Annotated in this window: 15 protein-coding genes and 1 tRNA gene; 6 read left to right on the top strand and 10 right to left on the bottom strand. The window is 73.7% G+C overall.

Annotated elements, in window-relative coordinates; genetic code table 11:
- Positions 1–125: 125 nt before the first annotated feature.
- From ACFRFC_RS17115 to ACFRFC_RS17125, 3 genes are all read left to right on the top strand, one after another.
- Positions 126–1,298, top strand: coding sequence for an HpcH/HpaI aldolase/citrate lyase family protein (locus tag ACFRFC_RS17115; RefSeq protein WP_382685978.1), 1,173 nt, complete (start codon positions 126–128; stop codon positions 1,296–1,298).
- 398 nt (positions 1,299–1,696) lie between these two features.
- Entirely contained in the window at positions 1,697–4,585 is a 2,889-nt protein-coding gene (locus ACFRFC_RS17120; RefSeq protein WP_382685981.1) for a phosphoribosyltransferase, read from the top strand.
- The gene (locus ACFRFC_RS17125; protein WP_382685983.1) at positions 4,585–5,397 is read left to right on the top strand and encodes an HAD family hydrolase; all 813 of its coding nucleotides are present in this window, start codon (positions 4,585–4,587) and stop codon (positions 5,395–5,397) included. The genes ACFRFC_RS17120 and ACFRFC_RS17125 overlap by 1 nt, the downstream gene beginning before the upstream one ends.
- A 162-nt stretch (positions 5,398–5,559) precedes the next feature.
- On the opposite strand, the gene ACFRFC_RS17130 is transcribed toward ACFRFC_RS17125, so the two are convergent.
- The 5 genes from ACFRFC_RS17130 to ACFRFC_RS17150 form a co-directional block, all read right to left on the bottom strand.
- Positions 5,560–6,297, bottom strand: a complete 738-nt coding sequence (locus tag ACFRFC_RS17130; protein ID WP_382685986.1) for a DedA family protein — start codon at positions 6,295–6,297, stop codon at positions 5,560–5,562.
- Positions 6,298–6,339: 42 nt separating this feature from the next.
- Positions 6,340–6,561: a zinc ribbon domain-containing protein gene (locus ACFRFC_RS17135; protein WP_382685988.1), complete on the bottom strand. Its 222-nt coding sequence runs from the start codon at positions 6,559–6,561 to the stop codon at positions 6,340–6,342.
- Between the two features lie 9 nt (positions 6,562–6,570).
- Positions 6,571–7,161, bottom strand: coding sequence for a DUF4383 domain-containing protein (locus ACFRFC_RS17140; protein WP_382685990.1), 591 nt, complete (start codon positions 7,159–7,161; stop codon positions 6,571–6,573).
- Between the two features lie 111 nt (positions 7,162–7,272).
- The gene (locus ACFRFC_RS17145; protein ID WP_382685993.1) at positions 7,273–8,688 is read right to left on the bottom strand and encodes a hypothetical protein; all 1,416 of its coding nucleotides are present in this window, start codon (positions 8,686–8,688) and stop codon (positions 7,273–7,275) included.
- Positions 8,689–8,763: 75 nt separating this feature from the next.
- On the bottom strand, positions 8,764–9,588 hold the full coding sequence (locus ACFRFC_RS17150) for a DUF4097 family beta strand repeat-containing protein (protein WP_382685996.1): 825 nt from the start codon (positions 9,586–9,588) through the stop codon (positions 8,764–8,766).
- A 215-nt stretch (positions 9,589–9,803) separates the two neighbouring features.
- Here ACFRFC_RS17150 and ACFRFC_RS17155 point away from each other — a divergent pair.
- A tRNA-Val gene (locus ACFRFC_RS17155) sits at positions 9,804–9,878 on the top strand.
- A gap of 78 nt (positions 9,879–9,956) precedes the next feature.
- Here the strand turns inward: ACFRFC_RS17155 and ACFRFC_RS17160 are convergent.
- Entirely contained in the window at positions 9,957–10,319 is a 363-nt protein-coding gene (locus ACFRFC_RS17160; RefSeq protein ID WP_382685999.1) for a hypothetical protein, read from the bottom strand.
- 100 nt (positions 10,320–10,419) lie between these two features.
- The gene (locus tag ACFRFC_RS17165) at positions 10,420–11,373 is read right to left on the bottom strand and encodes a ketopantoate reductase family protein (protein WP_382686002.1); all 954 of its coding nucleotides are present in this window, start codon (positions 11,371–11,373) and stop codon (positions 10,420–10,422) included.
- Positions 11,374–11,479: 106 nt separating this feature from the next.
- Between ACFRFC_RS17165 and ACFRFC_RS17170 the strand changes: the two genes are divergently transcribed.
- Positions 11,480–11,734: a DUF2277 domain-containing protein gene (locus tag ACFRFC_RS17170; protein ID WP_382686005.1), complete on the top strand. Its 255-nt coding sequence runs from the start codon at positions 11,480–11,482 to the stop codon at positions 11,732–11,734.
- 42 nt (positions 11,735–11,776) lie between these two features.
- Here the strand turns inward: ACFRFC_RS17170 and ACFRFC_RS17175 are convergent, their stop codons facing one another.
- Positions 11,777–12,403, bottom strand: a complete 627-nt coding sequence (locus ACFRFC_RS17175) for a DedA family protein (RefSeq protein WP_382686007.1) — start codon at positions 12,401–12,403, stop codon at positions 11,777–11,779.
- 290 nt (positions 12,404–12,693) lie between these two features.
- Here ACFRFC_RS17175 and ACFRFC_RS17180 point away from each other — a divergent pair, with 290 nt between their 5' ends.
- Entirely contained in the window at positions 12,694–13,284 is a 591-nt protein-coding gene (locus ACFRFC_RS17180) for a superoxide dismutase family protein (protein WP_382686010.1), read from the top strand.
- 69 nt (positions 13,285–13,353) lie between these two features.
- On the opposite strand, the gene ACFRFC_RS17185 is transcribed toward ACFRFC_RS17180, so the two are convergent.
- Positions 13,354–15,312: an FAD/NAD(P)-binding protein gene (locus tag ACFRFC_RS17185; protein WP_382686013.1), complete on the bottom strand. Its 1,959-nt coding sequence runs from the start codon at positions 15,310–15,312 to the stop codon at positions 13,354–13,356.
- Positions 15,313–15,446: 134 nt separating this feature from the next.
- Complete coding sequence (locus ACFRFC_RS17190) at positions 15,447–17,105, bottom strand: alkaline phosphatase D family protein (protein WP_382686436.1); 1,659 nt, start codon at positions 17,103–17,105, stop codon at positions 15,447–15,449.
- Positions 17,106–17,131: the final 26 nt, after the last annotated feature.

Raw genomic sequence — 17,131 nt, forward strand, 5'->3', positions numbered from 1 at the left:
GTCTGTGTGTACCTGCGTTACCTGAAATTCATGCCTACCGGGAACCCCTGACATGGACTCCTACGTACTATTACCGGCCACCTTTTATGCTCTACCGGGCCATTCCGACTCCACGGGGGAGATTTATGCGTCATTTCGGGCACATTGCCCCTGAGGTACGGCAGCGTCTGTTCTACCGGGAGCCGAGCGATTTCACCGCCGCCTCCCCGGCCCGGCTGCTCGCCGCGGCCCTCGGCGCCACGCTCTACAGTCCCGCGACCAGACCCCGGCTCGCCGACGACATCGTCAAGCAGTCGAGCCGTGGTGTGGTCTCGATGGTCCTCTGCCTGGAGGACTCCATAGACGACGCGGACGTCGTGGACGCCGAGGAGAACCTGGTGCGCCAGATCCAGGCGCTCGCCGGGCACCCCTCGTACGCCGCCGATCCGCCGCTGGTCTTCATCCGGGTCCGCGCGCCCGGCCAGATCCCCGACCTCACCCGCCGCCTCGGCCCGGCCGTGTCGGTCCTGTCCGGATTCGTACTGCCGAAGTTCACCGAGGAGCGCGGCATCCCCTTCCTGGAGGCCCTCGCCTGCGCCGAGTCCGCCAGCGGCCATCGCCTCTTCGCGATGCCGGTCCTGGAATCCCCCGAGCTGCTCTACCGGGAGACCCGCGTCGAGACCCTGGAGGGCATCTTCCGCGCGGTCGACAAATTCCGTGACCGCGTCCTCGCCCTGCGCCTCGGCGTGACCGACTTCTGCTCCTCCTACGGCCTGCGCCGCGGCCCCGACATGACGGCCTACGACGTCCAGGTCGTCGCCTCCGTGATCTCCGACGTGGTCAACATGCTGGGCCGCGCCGACGGCACCGGGTTCACAGTGACCGGCCCGGTGTGGGAGTACTTCCGGGTGCAGGAACGTATGTTCAAGCCCCAGCTGCGGCGCAGCCCCTTCCTGGAGGGCCAGGCCGACGAACTCCGCGCCGCCCTCATCGAGCACGCCATGGACGGCCTGCTCCGCGAGATCGCCCTCGACCAGACCAATGGCCTCCTCGGCAAGACCTGCATCCACCCCTCGCACGTCCTGCCCGTCCACGCCCTGTCCGTGGTCACCCACGAGGAGTTCAGCGACGCCCAGGACATCCTCCGCCCCGAGCGCGGCGGCGGCGGCGTCCTGCGATCCGCCTACACCAACAAGATGAACGAGGTGAAGCCCCACCGCGCCTGGGCCGAACGCACCCTGCTGCGCGCGGAAGCCTTCGGCGTGGCGGGCGAGGACATCGGCTTCGTCGAGCTGCTCGCCGCCGCGATACCCACCTGACCGGCACCCATCTACTCCCCAAGGGACCCATGAACACGTCAACGAACAGCGACGGCCGGGCCGTCACCGGGCGGGCGGGCGCCGGCTCGGACGACACCGGTGGGGTGCCCGGGGCGGGTGGCTCCGGTCCTTCCGTCGGGGGGTGGCCCGGGGTGGCCGGCTCCGGTGGTGCCGGCGAGCCGGGCGGGGCCGGTGACGCCGATCAGTCGGGTGGGACCGGTGTTTCGCCGGGGACGGTCAGTGCTGGCGAGGGGCCGGCCGTGGGGGCGGGTACGGCATCCGGCACCCGGGTGAGCGGTGGACCCGCGTCCGTCCCTGGCCCTGAATCCCGGGCCGCCGCCCTGGGACGCCGTGCGGCTGAGGGTGCCTCGGCGATCGGCGGCGCGGAGCGGACCGACGTGGCTGACAGCGCCGACGGCGGGCGGAGGGACAGCGATGCCGCTCGCGCGGGGGGTGTCCTTGGCGTCGGCGATGTCGCCGGGGCCGGGCGGTTGGACGGGGACGACGGTGTCGCCCGCATGGGCGGTGGTGTTCCTGCTGGTGCTGCTGGTGCTGCTGGTGCTGCTGGTGCCGCCGGGGGTGCCCGGGCGGGGCGGTCGGCCGGGGCCGACGGTGCTGATCGCACCGGCGATGCCCTTCGAGCCGGCCGCATCGCCGAGGCCGGGACATTGGGCGGGGCCGGTGCCTACCGTCAGCCGGGCGGGGCCGGTGATGCCGACCAGTCGGGCGGGGTCCGTGGCGCCGACCAGTCGGGCAGGGCCCGTGACGCCGACCAGCCGGACGGGCCCCCTGACGCCGACCAGCCGGACGGAAGCCACGGCGTCGGCCCGGCCCGAGGCGTCGGGGGCGTCTGGTCCGGGGAGTGGGTCGCCGCGCGGCTCGGGGTCGGGCTTCGGGGGGACGAGCGGTTGCCGGAGTTGCTCGGGCTCGCTCTGCGGCGCAATCCCAGGCGGGCGCACCTCCTGGTCTCCAACGTGCTCGGCAAGCACGTCCCCCAGTCGCCCTCCGTCGTCCACGGGTACGGCCTCACCCTCGGCCGCCGGGTCCGCGAACTGCTCGGGGAGGATCTCGCCCGCCGGGCCGTCGTCCTGGGCTACGCCGAGACCGCCACCGGGCTCGGCCACTCCGTCGCCGACGGGCTCGAAACCGCGCCCTGCCTCCACTCCACCCGCCGCCCGGTCCCCGGCGTCGCCCCCGCCGGCGGCTTCGAGGAGTCCCACTCCCACGCCACCTCCCATCTGCTCCTCCCCGAGGACCGGACCCTGCTGGCGGGCGACGGCCCGCTGATACTCGTCGACGACGAGTTCTCCACCGGCAACACCATCCTCAACACCATCCGCTCCCTCCACGAGCGCTACCCCCGCGACCACTACGTCGTCGTCGCCCTCGTCGACATGCGCTCCCCGGCCGACCAGGGCCGCCTCACCGAGTTCGCCGTCGAGATCGGCGCCCGCGTCGACCTCGTGACCGCCGCCCGCGGCACCGTCCTGCTCCCCGACGGCGTACTGGAGAAGGGCCAGGCCTTGGTCGCCGCACACGAACCGCATGCCAACGCCGTACCCGGCACCCCCCGCCCCGCCGCCCTCACCCGCGTCGACCTGGGCTGGCCCGCCGGTCTCCCCGACGGCGGCCGGCACGGCTTCACCCCCGCCCACCGCAGGCGCCTCGACGCCGCCCTGCCCGCCATGGGCGCCCGCCTCGCCGAGGCCCTCCCCGCCGACGCCGGGCGCGTCCTGGTCCTCGGCTGCGAGGAACTGATGTACGCCCCGCTCCGCCTCGCCCGCGAACTCGAACAACTCCTCCCCGGCGCCGACCTCCGCTTCTCCACCACCACCCGCTCGCCCGTCCTCGCCGTCGACGACCCCGGCTACGCCATCCGCAGCCGCCTCGTCTTCCCCGCCCACGACGACCCCGCCGACGGCCCCGGCGAGCGCTACACGTACAACGTCGCCGGAGCCGGCTTCGACGCCGTCGTCTGTGTCGTCGACTCGACCGCCGACACCCCGGCCCTGCACGCCCCCGACGGCCTCCTCGCCCGGCTCGCCGACCACACCGGGCACGTCCTGCTCGCGGTCGTGCCCAGCCATGTCCCCGCTCCCGCCCACGCCTCCCCCGGAGCCAGATCCGCCATGCTGCCCGAGCCCCTCCGCGGCCCCGCCTTCTCCTCCTACGCCCCGGACGAGGTGGGCTGGCTGCTCCAGGACCTGTCCGATGTCACCCTGGAGGCCCCGACCGAGGAGCGCGAGGAGGCGATCCAGAGCGGCGGCGCGCACTACGCCGAGTCGCTGCCCGTGGAGTACCAGCCCAGCGACCAGTACCAGCGGCTGTTCCACGCGGCCCTCGCCACCTCCGCCACCCGGATCGCCCGCGCCGTCGGCGTCGTCACCGAGACCGTCCTCACCGAACGCTCCCCGCGCCCGGTGCTCGTCTCCCTGGCCCGCGCCGGTACCCCCATCGGCATCCTGATGCGCCGCTGGGCCCAGCACCGCCACGGCCTCGACCTGCCGCACTACGCCGTCTCCATCGTCCGCGGCCGGGGCATCGACGCCAACGCCCTGCGCTGGCTCGCCGACCGCCACGACCCCGCCGACGTCGTCTTCGTCGACGGCTGGACCGGCAAGGGCGCCATCACCCGCGAACTCGCCGACGCCATCCGCCAGTTCGAGCAGGACCACGGCGTCAGCGGCTTCGACCCCGAGATCGCCGTCCTCGCCGACCCCGGCTCCTGCGTACGCACCTACGGCACCCGCGAGGACTTCCTCATCCCCTCCGCCTGCCTCAACTCCACCGTCTCCGGCCTGATATCCCGTACGGTCCTGCGCGCCGACCTCGTCGGACCGGACGACTTCCACGGCGGCAAGTTCTACCGCGAACTCGCCGGCGCCGACCTCTCCAACGCCTTCCTCGACACCATCGCCGCCCGCTTCCCCGACGTCGCCGACCACGTGGACGCCGCCGTCAAGGAGCTGCTGTCCGGCGACCGCGAACCCACCTGGGCCGGCTGGGCCGCCGTCGAGCGGATCAGCGAGGAGTACGGCATCCACGACATCAACCTCGTCAAGCCGGGCGTGGGCGAGACCACCCGGGTCCTGCTGCGCCGCGTGCCCTGGAAGATCCTCGCCCGGGCCGGCGCGGGCCCCGACCTCGACCACGTCCGCCTGCTCGCCGAACAGCGGGGCGTCCCCGTCGAAGAGGTCGCCGAACTCCCCTACACCTGCGTGGGGCTGATCCATCCCAAGTACACGCGCGGCGCGACCGGCGCCGACGGAAAGGCGGTGGCGCTCTGATGCCCGTGCTGGTGGCGAGCGATCTCGACCGAACACTCATCTACTCCGCCGCGGCTCTCGCGCTGACGATGCCCGACGCCCGGGCCCCCCGGCTGCTCTGCGTCGAGGTCCACGAGAGCAAGCCCCTGTCCTACCTGACCGAGACCGCGGCCGGACTGCTCACCGACCTCGGCGACCGCACGGTCTTCGTGCCGACCACCACCCGCACCCGCAAGCAGTACGAGCGCATCAGCCTCCCCGGCCCGCCCCCGCGCTTCGCGATCTGCGCCAACGGCGGCCACCTCCTCGTCGACGGCGTCTGGGACCCCGCCTGGCACGCCCGGGTGACGGCCCGCCTCGCCGACGAGTGCGCCCCGCTGGCCGAGGTCCGCGCCCACCTGGAGTCCACCGGCGACCCCGAGTGGGTCCGCAAGCACCGGGTCGCCGACGATCTCTTCGCCTATCTCGTCGTGGAGCGGGACCTTCTGCCCGAGGACTGGGTGAAGGACCTCGCGGTCTGGGCCGAGAACCGCGGCTGGACGGTCTCCCTCCAGGGCCGCAAGATCTACGCCGTCCCCAAGCCGCTGACCAAGAGCGCCGCCATGCGCGAGGTCGCCCGCCGCACCGGAGCCGACCTCACCCTCGCCGCCGGCGACTCCCTGCTCGACGCCGACCTCCTGCTCGCCGCCGACCATGCCTGGCGCCCGGGCCACGGCGAACTGGCCGACACCGACTGGACCGCCCCCACGGTCACCGCCCTGCCCGAGCGGGGGGTACTGGCGGGCGAGCGCATCCTCCGCGAACTCCTCCGGGCAGCGGGAGGACCACGCTAGCCGCGCCCGCGCGGGACCAGGGGCGCGCGGGCGGGTGGTCCCGGGCCTACGGGGTTCCCGTGCCGTGCGTCTGTGGTGCGGCTCTTGCCCGCCAGCGCCTCGGTAGGGCGCCCCCGGTGTAAGCCGCCACCCCCACCGCCCCGGTAGACCGCCCCCGGCCCGCTACGGTCGCCCGCCAGGCACGGCGGACCCGGCGTACGCCGTCACCCCTGCGGGCTCCCGCGCGTCGCCCGGGTCGGGGACCTGCCCGGCAGGGCCCCGGCCTCCGCGCCCGGCCCGTCTGCGGCCGCGTCCCGGGCGCAGCAGGCGCAGGGCTGCGAAGGCGGCGACCGTGAGGGCGGCGACGGCCAGGACCACCTTCGAGTAGGCGGACACCACCGTGGTGACCTCGGACCAGTTCTCGCCCAGGAGATAGCCCGCGAGCACGAACACCGTGTTCCAGATCGCGCTGCCCAGGGCCGTCAGGCCGAGGAAGACCGGCAGCGGCATCCGGCCGACCCCGGCCGGTACGGAGATCAGGCTGCGGAAGACGGGGATCATCCGCCCGAAGAACACGGCCTTCGTGCCGTGCCGGTCGAACCACGCCTCCGTCCGCTCGATGTCCGACACCTTCACCAGCGGCAGCCGCCCGGCGAGAGCGACCGTGCGGTCCCGGCCGAGCAGCGCGCCGACCCCGTACAGAGCGAGCGCGCCGGCCACCGAACCCGCGGTCGTCCACAGCAGAGCCCCGTACAGGCTCATCTGTCCGGTGCTGGCGGCGAAGCCCGCCAGTGGCAGGATCACTTCGCTCGGCAGCGGCGGGAAGAGGTTCTCCAGGGCCACGGCGAGGCCCGCCCCGGGGGCGCCCAGGGTGTCCATCAGGTCGGTGATCCACTGTGGCGGGGCTGCGGCGGCTGTCATGCCGAGGACAGTAGAGACCTGAAGCTGAAGAGAACCTGAGGGTCAGCCGCAGCATCCCCCGCCGCAGCAGCCGCCACCTCCACCGCCGCCGGGGGCCGGGGCGGGACCCGCCGAGGCGGTGCCGCCGACGGCGACGGTGGACAGGAGCTTGACCGTGTCGGCGTGACCGCCGGGGCAGTCGGCCGGGGCGGCGGACTCGGCCATGGGGCGGCTGACTTCGAAGGTGTCGCCGCAGGTACGGCAGCGGTACTCGTAGCGAGGCATGCCCACAGGTTAGCTGGCGTCCCGTGGCGGCGTCCGGGGCGTCTCGGTGGACGGCGCGGGGGTGAGGGCGGCGCGGGCGCGTTCCTCCTCGGCCGCGGCGGCCTGGGGGTGGCGGGCCCGCCAGTAGGGATTGTCGTGCGGGAGGGCCGAGCCGACCCGGCCGTACATGCCGAAGGTCATCAGGAGGATGCCGACCACGAAGCTGAACAGCACGTTCTGGATCTTGAACGCGAGGAAGTTGTAGTCGGTCTGGAGCAGGCCCAGATTCAGGAATCCGTTGAGGATGAAGAGGATGCCGAAGGTCATGTTCAGGGTGGAGGCGACGTTCCCGCCGATCACCATGCCGGCGAAGAGCAGCACGCCGACGCAGATGGACAGCACGCTCAGGGCGCCGTTGCTGTTCAGGCCGAGCACCTGGTCGCCGCCGGTGTCGAAGAAACCGATGTGGTCCGTCAGCCCGAGGATGCCGAAGGCGATCAGTCCCAGGCCCATCAGGCCCGCGCCGATCCGGTACACCGTGCTCAGACGGTGGTCGACGGGCAGGCGTTCGTCGAGCCGGATGCGCCGCCTGGTTCCCGGGCGCAGTGCCTGTGTGGCCATGTTCCGCCTCCCTTGGCTCGCGAGCGGAGGCCGTACGGGCTCTCACCCCCCAATATCCGCCCGCCGCGCGGATGGGGCAACGGCGGCAATGGCGGTAACGGCGGCAACCGCTCAGTGGCCTCCGCCGCCCCCGCCGCGCTCCTCGCGGATCAGGGAGACCACGTGGGCCACGGCCCGGCGCACGGCCTCGGTCTCGGTGAGGAAGTGCCAGTAGTCGGGGTGGCGGCCCTCCAGCGTGGTGATCGCCCGCTCCAGCCGGGCCACGGAGTCGTCCAGGGGGCGGGCGTGGCGCGGGTCGGGGGTGTGGCGGCCCGCCATGGCCAGGCGCTGCGCGTCCCGGATGGCGAACCGGGTCCGCTCGATCTCCGCCTGGGGATCCTTCTGCACCGCGTTGAGCCGCCGCAGCCGGTCCCCGGCGGCGGAGACGGCGTCGTCGGTGGTGTTCAGCAGCGCGCGGACCGTCGACAGCAGGGCGGTGGCGTCCGGCCAGCGCTGGGCCTCGCGGGCGGTCTGCGCCTCGGTCAGCTTCCGCTCGGCCTGGTGGACATTGTCCTCGGCGAGGTCCGGGACGCGCTGGAGGTCCTGCCAGCAGGCCGCGGTGAAGCGGCGCCGCAGCTCGCTCAGGATGGGCTCGACCTGCCCGGCGCGGGTGGTCAGGGCCTGGGCGCGGGTGCGCAGGGAGACCAGGCGGTGATCGATCTCGGCGGCCCGCTCGGGGAGCCGGTCGGCCTCGGCGCGGATGGTCTCGGCCTCGCGGGCGACGCGCTCGGCGCGCTCCAGGGTGTGCGGGACGCCATGCTGGCCCGCGCCCTGGTTGAGCTTGGTCAGGTCGGGGGCGAGGGCGGCGAGCCGGGCGGCGAGGTCATCGGCGCGCAGCCCGGCGGCGCGGGCGGCATCCAGCGCGTTGGAGGCGGCGAGCAGGGACTGCCGGGCGCGCTCCACGGCGGGGGCGAGGCGGGCGAGCTGGGTCTCCGCCTTGCCGAGCAGCGGGCCGAGCCCGTCGGCGAACCGGTCCAGGTCCCGCTTGACGCGGGTCAGCTCGTCCTTGGCCCGGGTCAGCTCGGTGCGGGCGTGTCCGGCGGCGGACGCCTCCAGGTCGTCGCGGTCGAGATCGTGGGCGTCGACCGCGCCGATGTACTGGTGGCTGGCCTCGTCGATGCGGTGGCCGAGGGCCGCGAAGTCGGCGGCGGCCCGGCGGGCGGCGGGGGAGTCGTCGACGGCGGCGATCGTCTCGATCGAGATCCGCAGATCGCGCTGGGCGGTGTCGAGTTCGTAGAACGCGGCCGCGGCGGCGTCCTTGGCGGCCTGGGCCTCGGCGCGCTGGCTCTCGGCCCGCCCGCCGAACCAGCGCCGGGTGCCGCCACCGGCGAAGGCGGCGGGCAGCGCCAGGGCCGCTACCAGCGGCAGGGCGGCCAGCGTGAGGGCGTCCCACAGGGGGTGCCGCAGGGGGTGCCGGCCGGTGGGCGGCGCGGCGGGGCGTGCGGACGGCACCAGCGGCGAGTTCGGCTGAGTCGGTGTCGCCGTCACATCCCTCTCCCGTGCTGTCGTTCGCCCTGCCCGGATGTCATTCTCCCACCCGTTAAGGACGAACACACGGGCCGGTTAGTTCGCCGTGCGGAGTGTCACTTTGCCGTCGCCGGTACGCGCGGTCACCACATGGTCGCTGGAGTCGTCGCGGGGGACGGACACATCGACGCCGCCGTCGCCGGTCTCGGTGCTCACCCGGTAGCCGGCGCGGGGGAGCGTGATGGTGACATTGCCGTCTCCCGCGCGGGACTCCACGCGGTCGGGGACGACACCGAGTTCGAGGCTGACCGAGCCGTCGCCGCTGTGGGTGGTGACCTCGCGGGAGTCGGCCTCGGCCCGGATGTCTCCGTCATCGGTGCGCAGCTTCATGGGGCCGGTGGAGTCGGTGACATGGACGCTGCCGTCGGTGGTCCGGATGTCCAGGGCGCCGCTGGTGCCCGAGACTCGTACGGTGCCGTCGGTGGTGCGGATGCCGAGCGGTTCGTCGAACCCCTCGGCGCGGACGTTCCCGTCGTCGTCCTGGACCTCGACGGCGATCCCACGGGGCACCTCGATGCGGTGCCGGGCGGCGCAGTCCGCGACGAAGCCGGAGCACTGGAGCCGCAGCGTGAGCCGGTCGTCGTCCATGGACCAGGTGACCTCGGGTTCCTTGCCCACCACCACCGAGCCCTGGAACCAGCGGGTGACCCCGACGCTCCCGGCCGCCTGATCGTCCGAGGCGATGATCTCCAGATCGGCGTCGTCGGAGTCGACGGTGAGGGTGCTGCCCTTGAGGGCGAAGGACCGGCTCTCGGGCTCCGTGTCGTCGGCGGCGGACGCCGAGCACGCCACGCCGCCCGCCATCACGACCACGACGGCTCCGGCCACGGCGGCCCTGCGCATGGAAACGGAACGGCTCATGCCGGTCTCCCCCTGGTCCCTTGATCTCTGCGGTCTCTGCGGTCTCTGCTTCGACGGTAGGGAAACGGGCGCACCAGGGGGATCCGGCCCGCTCCCGGATCGGGGGTGGGGGTAACCCCCGGCCGGGCCTTGGAGGGGGAGGGGGGTATCAACGCCGGGCCGGACAAGGGGTTTGCGGGGCACCGCTCCCGGCAATGTAGGCTGTCGACTCGTCTGGGCGCGTAGCTCAGGGGTAGAGCGCCTGCCTTACAAGCAGGATGTCGGCGGTTCGAAACCGTCCGCGCCCACCAGATGAACTGAGTGGAAAGCCCCGGTCGGAAACGACCGGGGCTTTCGTGTGTGGGGCCCCTCACCCGGCCCCGGCCCCCTCACCCGGCCCCGGCTCCGTCCCCGTCCTCCCGCTCCGCCGCCTCGCGGGCGTGCTTCAGGTAGGTGCGGGCGTCGACCTGGTCCGGTCCGGTGAAGGCGGACCAGTAGCGGTGGGTCGTGACGAAGACGGCCAGTTCGTGTTCGCGGCGGCGGAGTTTGTCGATCTCGGCCTGGTCGTCGGGGGTCCAGCCCGGGGAGGCGGGGCGCTCGATCCTGCGCCAGCCGTTGTCGTCGCTGAAGCCGTCGAGGGGCTCGACCGACCAGGGCAGCCGCTTGAGCAGGGCGGACAGCTCGGCCCGGACCTGGTGCAGCTCCTCCTGGCCGGCGAGGAGATCGCTTGGGAAGTCAAAGGTCGTCGCCACGCGGTAATGCTACGCCTGTTCGAATTTGCGGGGCGAGCGTCTACAGGGGCTTACTTCGAACGGGTGTTTCGGATGTGTGTGCGAGTGCGGGGTGGGGGCCTCAGGTCGTGGACCCGCCCAGCTCTCCCACCAGGCGGGACGCCACCGGGACCGCGATGCCGTGGCGGGACCCGGCCCGCAGCAGGGCGCCGCCGATGGCGTCCAGTTCCAGGGCGCGGCCCGCCTCGGCGTCGCGCTGCATCGAGGACCTGGTGGCCGGCGGGAAGGCGTCGTAGCGGGCGACGGCCTCGGCCGGGTCGACAGGGGCGCCGCACGCACGGCTCACGGCCACGGTCTCCTCGACCAGCGCGGTCAGCTCGGCGCGGTGGCGGGTGCGGATCTCGCCCACGGGGACCCGGTAACGGGTGGTGAGCAGGGCGAGCGGGGCCAGGAACGCCATCTTCGCCCACAGGGTCGCCGTCTCGTCGTCCAGCACGCGCACGGTGGGGCCCGCGGCCGTGAACGCGGCGGCCAGGGCGTCCAGACGGGCGCGGGGAACCCCGGTGCCGGTCAGATCGATCTCGGCGAAGGGGCTGCCGTGCGCGATCTCGCCGGGTGCCGTACGGGTCGACTCCACGCGGATGGCGGCCGGGGCGACCCGGCCCGGGCGGTAGCGGGCGCGCAGGGCGGCGGGGTGTTCGACGCCGTTCAGGAGCGGGACCAGCAGGGCGTCGCCCATGGCCTCGGGCGGGACACGGGTGAGCGCGACCTCCAGGGCCGGGTGCTTGACCGTGATCAGGCAGGCGTCCACCGGTTCGCGCAGCACGGTGTCCGCCTCCACGCGGGCCCGGAAATCGCCGAACCGGGCGCTGCGGACCTGGATCCCCGAGGTGCGCAGGGCGTGGGCCGTCTCCTCGCCGGCCAGGCAGATCACCCGGTGACCGGCCCGCGCGAGCAGCGCGGCGAGCAGTCCGCCGACCCCGCCCGGTCCGAGGACGGCGACCGCGCCGATCTCGCCGGGACCGGCCCCGCCGCCGGGGTTCTTCGCGCCGGTGATGTTCCTGTCCTGTGCCATCGCGGGTGGCTCCTCTCTCCGGTCGACCCCGGGTGCCGGTGGCCGCCTCGCGGGGGATCATCGCAGGGTTGTCGCGGTACGGGACCGGGCGCGGGACACTGGGGGCATGTGCCGCAGCATCAAGACGCTCCGCCCGCCCGCGTTGCCGGAAGAGGCGACGGAAGACGAGATCAGGGCCGCCGCCCTGCAATTCGTGCGCAAGGTGTCCGGGTTCCGGGCGCCCGCCGCGCACAACCGCGAGGTGTTCGACCACGCCGTCGAGGTGATCGCCCGGGCCACGGCCGACCTGCTGAGCGACCTGGAGGTCCGCGGCTCGGCGCCGGCGAAGACCCCGGCCCCGGTGAGGCAGGCCGCTGGGTAGACCGGCGAGGAGGCCGGTGGGCAGGGAGCCGGAGGAGGTGGGTCACCCCGCCTCCGACACCTCCGGCTCCCGCCGCATCACATACCCCGCCACCGAGCCCGCCCCCACCAGCGCCAGCACCGACACCCCCGTCGTCAGCCAGGTCGCCCCCAGCCACTGGGCGCCGAAGTAGCCGAGCGCCACGCTGTACGTCGCCCAGGACAGGCCCGCCAGCGCGGACCAGGGCAGAAAGTCACGGACCCGGCGCTGGGCCGCCCCGGCGATCAGCGACACGACCGAGCGTCCGGCGGGCGCGAACCGGGCCAGCACCACCAGCGCACCGCCCCCGCGGGACAGGGTGAGCCCGAGCCGTTCCTGGGCGGTGGTGAGCCGGCGTGAGCGGGCGATGGCGCGGTCCAGCCGGTCCCCGCCGCGCCGGGCCAGCCGGTACAGCGCGAGGTCGCCGAGGACGGACGCCGTGGTGGCGCACAGGGTCAGACCCAGGAGGGACGGGGCGTACGCCGACACCTCGTCGCCCGACGCCCCGCACCCGGCGGCAGCGGCGGTCGCCGCCATGATGACCAGGACCCCGCTGGGCAGCACCGGCAGGAACACGTCCAGCAGCACGGACAGTGCCACCAGCGCGTATATCCACGGGCTCGCGGCCAGCGCCCCCACACTCTCGAACAACGGGACTCCCCGAGTCTCCCCCCGTGGACCGGACGTGCCGCGGTGTCGCGAGGGAACGGCAGGAGCGGCCTTGCCAGCCATACAGCGTACGCCGGGAGTGTGACACGGGATTCACGGGGGGCTCGTGTGTTCGGCACATCCCGTTCACCCCTTGCTCGTTCACCCGCCGCTCGTTCACCCACCTGCCCCGCCCCGACGGGCGCCGGGCCCGTGCCTCCCGTAGCAACGGAGGTGACAGGTAACGCGGGGGGATGCCCGGAGACGGGCTGAAGGTGAGGAACGTAATCATCATGGTGTCAGGAATGCGCGTCGGCGCGGTCGTTGTGGCCGTGCTCATGGCGGGCGCGGGCAGTGCTCATGGAACGGCCGGTACGGACAACGGCGGAGTGACCGCCTCCACCCGTGAGTCGGGGTACGCGATGCGTACGGACGCGCGGTTCGCCCCGGCGGACGCCCTCGTGCCGTCCGCGGCGCTGACGTACGATCCGGAGCTGGTCCCGGCCGGTGCCTGGATCGAAGTGGCCCAGGACTCCGCGCCGAACGGGGCGACGACCGTGAAACTCCGGGTCAGGGGCATGAAACCGGGCCACGACTACGGCGTCCATGTCCATCGCAAGCCGTGCGGCACCGACCCGACCGCGGCCGGCGGGCACTACCAGAACAAGCCGTCGGACAACCCGGCCGACGCCAACCCCGACAATGAGGTGTGGCTCGACTTCACCGCCGACCGCTCCGGCTCCGGAGCGGCCGAGGCGCGGCACGACTGGAACTTCCGCCGGGGCGAGGCGTCCTCCGTGATCGTCCACTCCCAGCCCGGCAACCACGGCACCCGCGTGGGCTGCTTCACCGTTCCGTTCGGCTGGGCGGCGGGCACGGCCTGAGCGCCACGGACCAAAGGCGCCCTCCCACACCGGAAGGGCGCCTTTCCGATACGGAAGGACGTCTTCCGCTCACCCCGCCCGCGAAGCCGAACCCACCACCGGACCCGACCCAGGACCCGACCCCGTCACACCCGCCTCCTCCGCCCCCACCCGCAGCACCGCCCGAGCCACCGCGTCCGCGTCCGACAGTGTCACCGAGTCCACCCCCGGCCGCGCCCCCGCCGCCGTCACCCAGTGCACCCCCTCCGTCGGCACCCCGAACGCGAACCGCCGGGCATGGGCCACGCCCCGGCGGTCGAGCAGCCGGTACGGCCGGGGCGTCACATCCAGCCCTCCCGTCCCGTACCCGTCGGCCACATGGGCCCGGCACTGCCCGGTCCGCAGCAGCCCGGCGAGCAGTTCGTCGGCGGTGCGCTCCAGCCGCGGTTCCGGCAGCCGTGCCTCCACCAGCGAGGTCACCCGCACCCGCGACCCCGGTACGTCGGGGGAGTGCGCCACCCACGCGCCCTCGGCGCACCGCACCTCAAGGCGGGGGCCGAGCACCTCCACCACACCCGCCTCCACCAGCGCGGCCAGCTCCTCGATCCGGCGCCGGGGCGGGCCGATGGACAGAAAGGCGTTGAGCGGGGTGTACCAGCGGTCGAGATGGTCACGGCGGGACGCACCGCCGAGCCCGCCGTGATCGACCACGAGCCGTATCTCGTTGCGCAGATCCCGCAGCACGTCGAGGGCCGCCTTCAGCGGCCCGCGCACATTGCCCCGCGCGGCCTCGGCGGCGTCCTCGCGCAACTGCCCGAGCAGCCACCGCCGCCACTGCGCCCGGTCCGCGAACCGCTCTCCCGCGTACGGCCGCGAGATCCGCTCCCACGACCACCGGTCCCGGCCGCCCACCCCGAACTCGTCCAGCAGCCGCGCCTCCTCGTCGTCGCCGTGCGGCACCCCGAGCCACCGCTCGGCGAACCCCGCCCCCCGCTCCGCGCCCGCCAGCAGCGTCTCGTAGTAGACGGTCTCGACCTCCTTCGCCACCAGCGGCCACACCTCGGCGAGGAAGTCGGGCGCGTCCCCGGAGTCCGCGCGTTTGCGGAAGCCGGAGATGACCTCCGGGGTGAGGACCCGGGGGAGGTGGCGCCCGAAGGGCCCCTTCTCGTTGTCGCCGCGCGCCTGGTACGGGACGCCGCGCCGGGAACCGGCGTGCAGACGGGGCTCGCGGCCGGAGGGGAGATAGCGCAGGGACGTTCCCGCACGGACGAAGCGCCCGCCGCGGCCGGTGGTCAGCAGGGCCATGTGGTCGAAGAAGTTCAGGCCGAGGCCGCGCAGCAGAACCGGTTCGCCGGGTGCCAGCGGGGAGAGGTCGACGTCGGCCGGGTTGGCGGGCGGGACATGACACAGGCCGTGTTCCGCCGCGTACGCCGCCTGCCGCCGCTCCTCGGCCGCCGGTGCGAGGGACAGATGGCCCTGGGCCAGGACGACCGCGCTCAGGCCGGTCAGCAGGCGCCCGTCGTCCAGCGCCAGGAGCTGGCCGCCGCCCGGACCGTCATCGTCCAGGCGGACCGCCCGCGCCCGGTACGTCTCCACCCGCACGGACGGCGGTGCCGCACGGACCGTCCGCTCGAACACCCACTCCAGATAGCGTCCGTACTGCGCGCGGGTCGGGTAGGTGTCGGGGCCCAGCGTGCCGGCCGCCCACTCGTACAGGCTCGGGCCGGGACGGATCGGGCCGGAGCAGTCGACGCTGTCGTCCGTGAACAGGGTCACCTGTGAGGCGACGGTGTTCATCAGCAGCTCGGCGGACTGCTCGGTGCGCCAGACCCGGCCGGGTCCGGGTGGGGCGGGGTCGATCACATGGATGGTCAGCTCGGCGTGCGGAGGCAGGAGTTCCGGGGCGGAGGCGCACAGCCGTTCCAGCACACTCGTGCCGCGCGGGCCGGCGCCCACCAGGGCGACGGAGACTGCGGAGACCTGGGACGTGGGGCCGGGCTCCGCGTTCGCTATAGACAAAAGGGTGACTCCCGGGCGTATGGGGCGCATTGGAGTGGATGGTGATGTGGGTGATGTGGGTGATGTTCCGGCCGTTGGGCAGCGGGACGGCCCGCCTCATCATGCCGTCGGTCGTCACGGAAGCCAACGCGGGCCCCGCACATCACAGTTGCCGCACGGCTCGCTCATCCTTCGGTCAGCACCGACTCCCGTACGGTCGTCAGCCGCGCCCCGCTCCCACTGTCCGCCCCGCCCCTTCCCGCCTCCCGGGCCTGATCCAGCCGCAGGGTCGCCGCCCGGCCGCGCAGGGTCAGGGTCATCAGCTGGTTGCCGAACCATGGGCCGCCCGTCTTGTGCCAGTCGATCGACGGGCGCGGGATCCGGCCGTGCCCGGCGAACCGGCGGCCCAGCACCCGGGCGAACCGGCTCCAGCCGAAACGGAAGCCGACCCGGATCGACATCGGGATGGAGTTGTGGACCGGCGAGCAGGTGAGCTGGAGCACCCGCGCGTCCGGCCCGCCGCTCGCCCACTTCGGCTCGGCGACATACGCGTGGTGGACATCGCCGGAGAGCACACACACCGTCGCCGGGGCGCCCGGCCCCGAGCCCGCCTCCGCGATCAGCGCCGCCAGCGCCTCGAAGGACGCCGGGAAGGCCGCCCAGTGCTCCAGGTCCGCCGCCCGCCGCATCTTCTCCCCGAACCGCGCCCAGCGCGGCCCCTTGTCGCCCCGGCACAGCGCCGCGTTCCACCCCTCCGCGTCATGCACCAGGTGCGGCAGCAGCCAGGGCAGGGAGGTGCCGATGAGGAGATGGTCGTACGACCCCGGCGACCCGAGCGCCTGGGCGCGCAGCCAGTCGGCCTCGCCGGGGTTCAGCATCGAGCGCTGCTCCTCGTCCAGCACCCGGGCCGCACGCGTGTCCACCATCAGCAGCCGGACCCGGCCGAAGTCACGCCGGTAGCTCCAGCGCACGGCCGCCGGATCGGCGTCGGCCTCGGCGGCGAAGGCGCGCAGCGCGTGGGTGCCGTCGGGCGTGGTGCGTACGGACGCGTAGAGCGGGTCGGTGGCCAGTTCGGCCGGGGAGAGATTGCCGAGGTGCTGATGGACCCAGTACGACATCAGGCCGCCCAGCAGCCGCTCCCGCCACCAGCCGGTGGCACGCATGTCAGCGAGCCAGGAGGCGGAGGTGTTCCAGTCGTCGATGACATCGTGATCGTCGAAGATCATGCAGGACGGCACGGTGGACAGCAGCCAGCGCACCTCGGGGTCGAGCCAGGACTCGTAGTAGAGCCGGGTGTACTCCTCGTAGTCCGCGACCTCGTTGCCCGGCGGCTCGCCCAGATCGCGGCGGGCGGCCAGCCAGCGGCGGGTCGCCGTGGAGGTCTCGTCGGCGTACACCTGGTCGCCCAGGAGCAGCAGGACGTCCGGGCGCTCGGCGGCCGGGTCGGCGGCGATCCGCGCGGCCAGGGTGTCCAGGGCGTCCGGACCGACCGGGTCGGGCTCGCCGACGGGCGGCGCGGCCCACCGGCAGGAGCCGAACGCCACCCGGACGGTGTCCCCGTCGGCCGGGGCGCGGATCACCGACGGCGGGAACGGCGAGCCGTCGAGCGGCCAGACCCGCACGCCGTCGAGCAGCACCTCGTACGACGGCTGCGATCCCGGTGACAGACCGGTCACCGGGATCAGCGCGTAGTGGTGCCCGGCGATCTGGAAGGTGCGGGAGCCGCCCGAGGAGCCGTCCGCGCAGCGCACCTCGGCGGCGCACGGACGGCTCGCTTCCACCCATACGGTCGCCGAGGTGCCGTCGGCGTACCTCAGCAGTGGTCCCAGGCGCAGTTCCGCCACGTCATCGCCCGCCTTCTCGTGCCGTT

It is taken from the genome of Streptomyces sp. NPDC056734 (assembly GCF_042790455.1).
Lineage (GTDB): Bacteria > Actinomycetota > Actinomycetes > Streptomycetales > Streptomycetaceae > Streptomyces.

Excerpts from the sequence above, each read along its gene's own strand:
- ACFRFC_RS17115 (WP_382685978.1), top strand. The coding sequence starts at position 126 with ATGCGTCATTTCGGGCACATTGCCCCTGAGGTACGGCAGCGTCTGTTC.
- ACFRFC_RS17125 (WP_382685983.1), top strand. The coding sequence starts at position 4,585 with ATGCCCGTGCTGGTGGCGAGCGATCTCGACCGAACACTCATCTACTCC.
- ACFRFC_RS17130 (WP_382685986.1), bottom strand. The coding sequence starts at position 6,297 with ATGACAGCCGCCGCAGCCCCGCCACAGTGGATCACCGACCTGATGGAC.
- ACFRFC_RS17135 (WP_382685988.1), bottom strand. The coding sequence starts at position 6,561 with ATGCCTCGCTACGAGTACCGCTGCCGTACCTGCGGCGACACCTTCGAA.
- ACFRFC_RS17140 (WP_382685990.1), bottom strand. The coding sequence starts at position 7,161 with ATGGCCACACAGGCACTGCGCCCGGGAACCAGGCGGCGCATCCGGCTC.
- ACFRFC_RS17150 (WP_382685996.1), bottom strand. The coding sequence starts at position 9,588 with ATGAGCCGTTCCGTTTCCATGCGCAGGGCCGCCGTGGCCGGAGCCGTC.
- ACFRFC_RS17165 (WP_382686002.1), bottom strand. The coding sequence starts at position 11,373 with ATGGCACAGGACAGGAACATCACCGGCGCGAAGAACCCCGGCGGCGGG.
- ACFRFC_RS17170 (WP_382686005.1), top strand. The coding sequence starts at position 11,480 with ATGTGCCGCAGCATCAAGACGCTCCGCCCGCCCGCGTTGCCGGAAGAG.
- ACFRFC_RS17180 (WP_382686010.1), top strand. The coding sequence starts at position 12,694 with ATGGTGTCAGGAATGCGCGTCGGCGCGGTCGTTGTGGCCGTGCTCATG.
- ACFRFC_RS17185 (WP_382686013.1), bottom strand. The coding sequence starts at position 15,312 with ATGCGCCCCATACGCCCGGGAGTCACCCTTTTGTCTATAGCGAACGCG.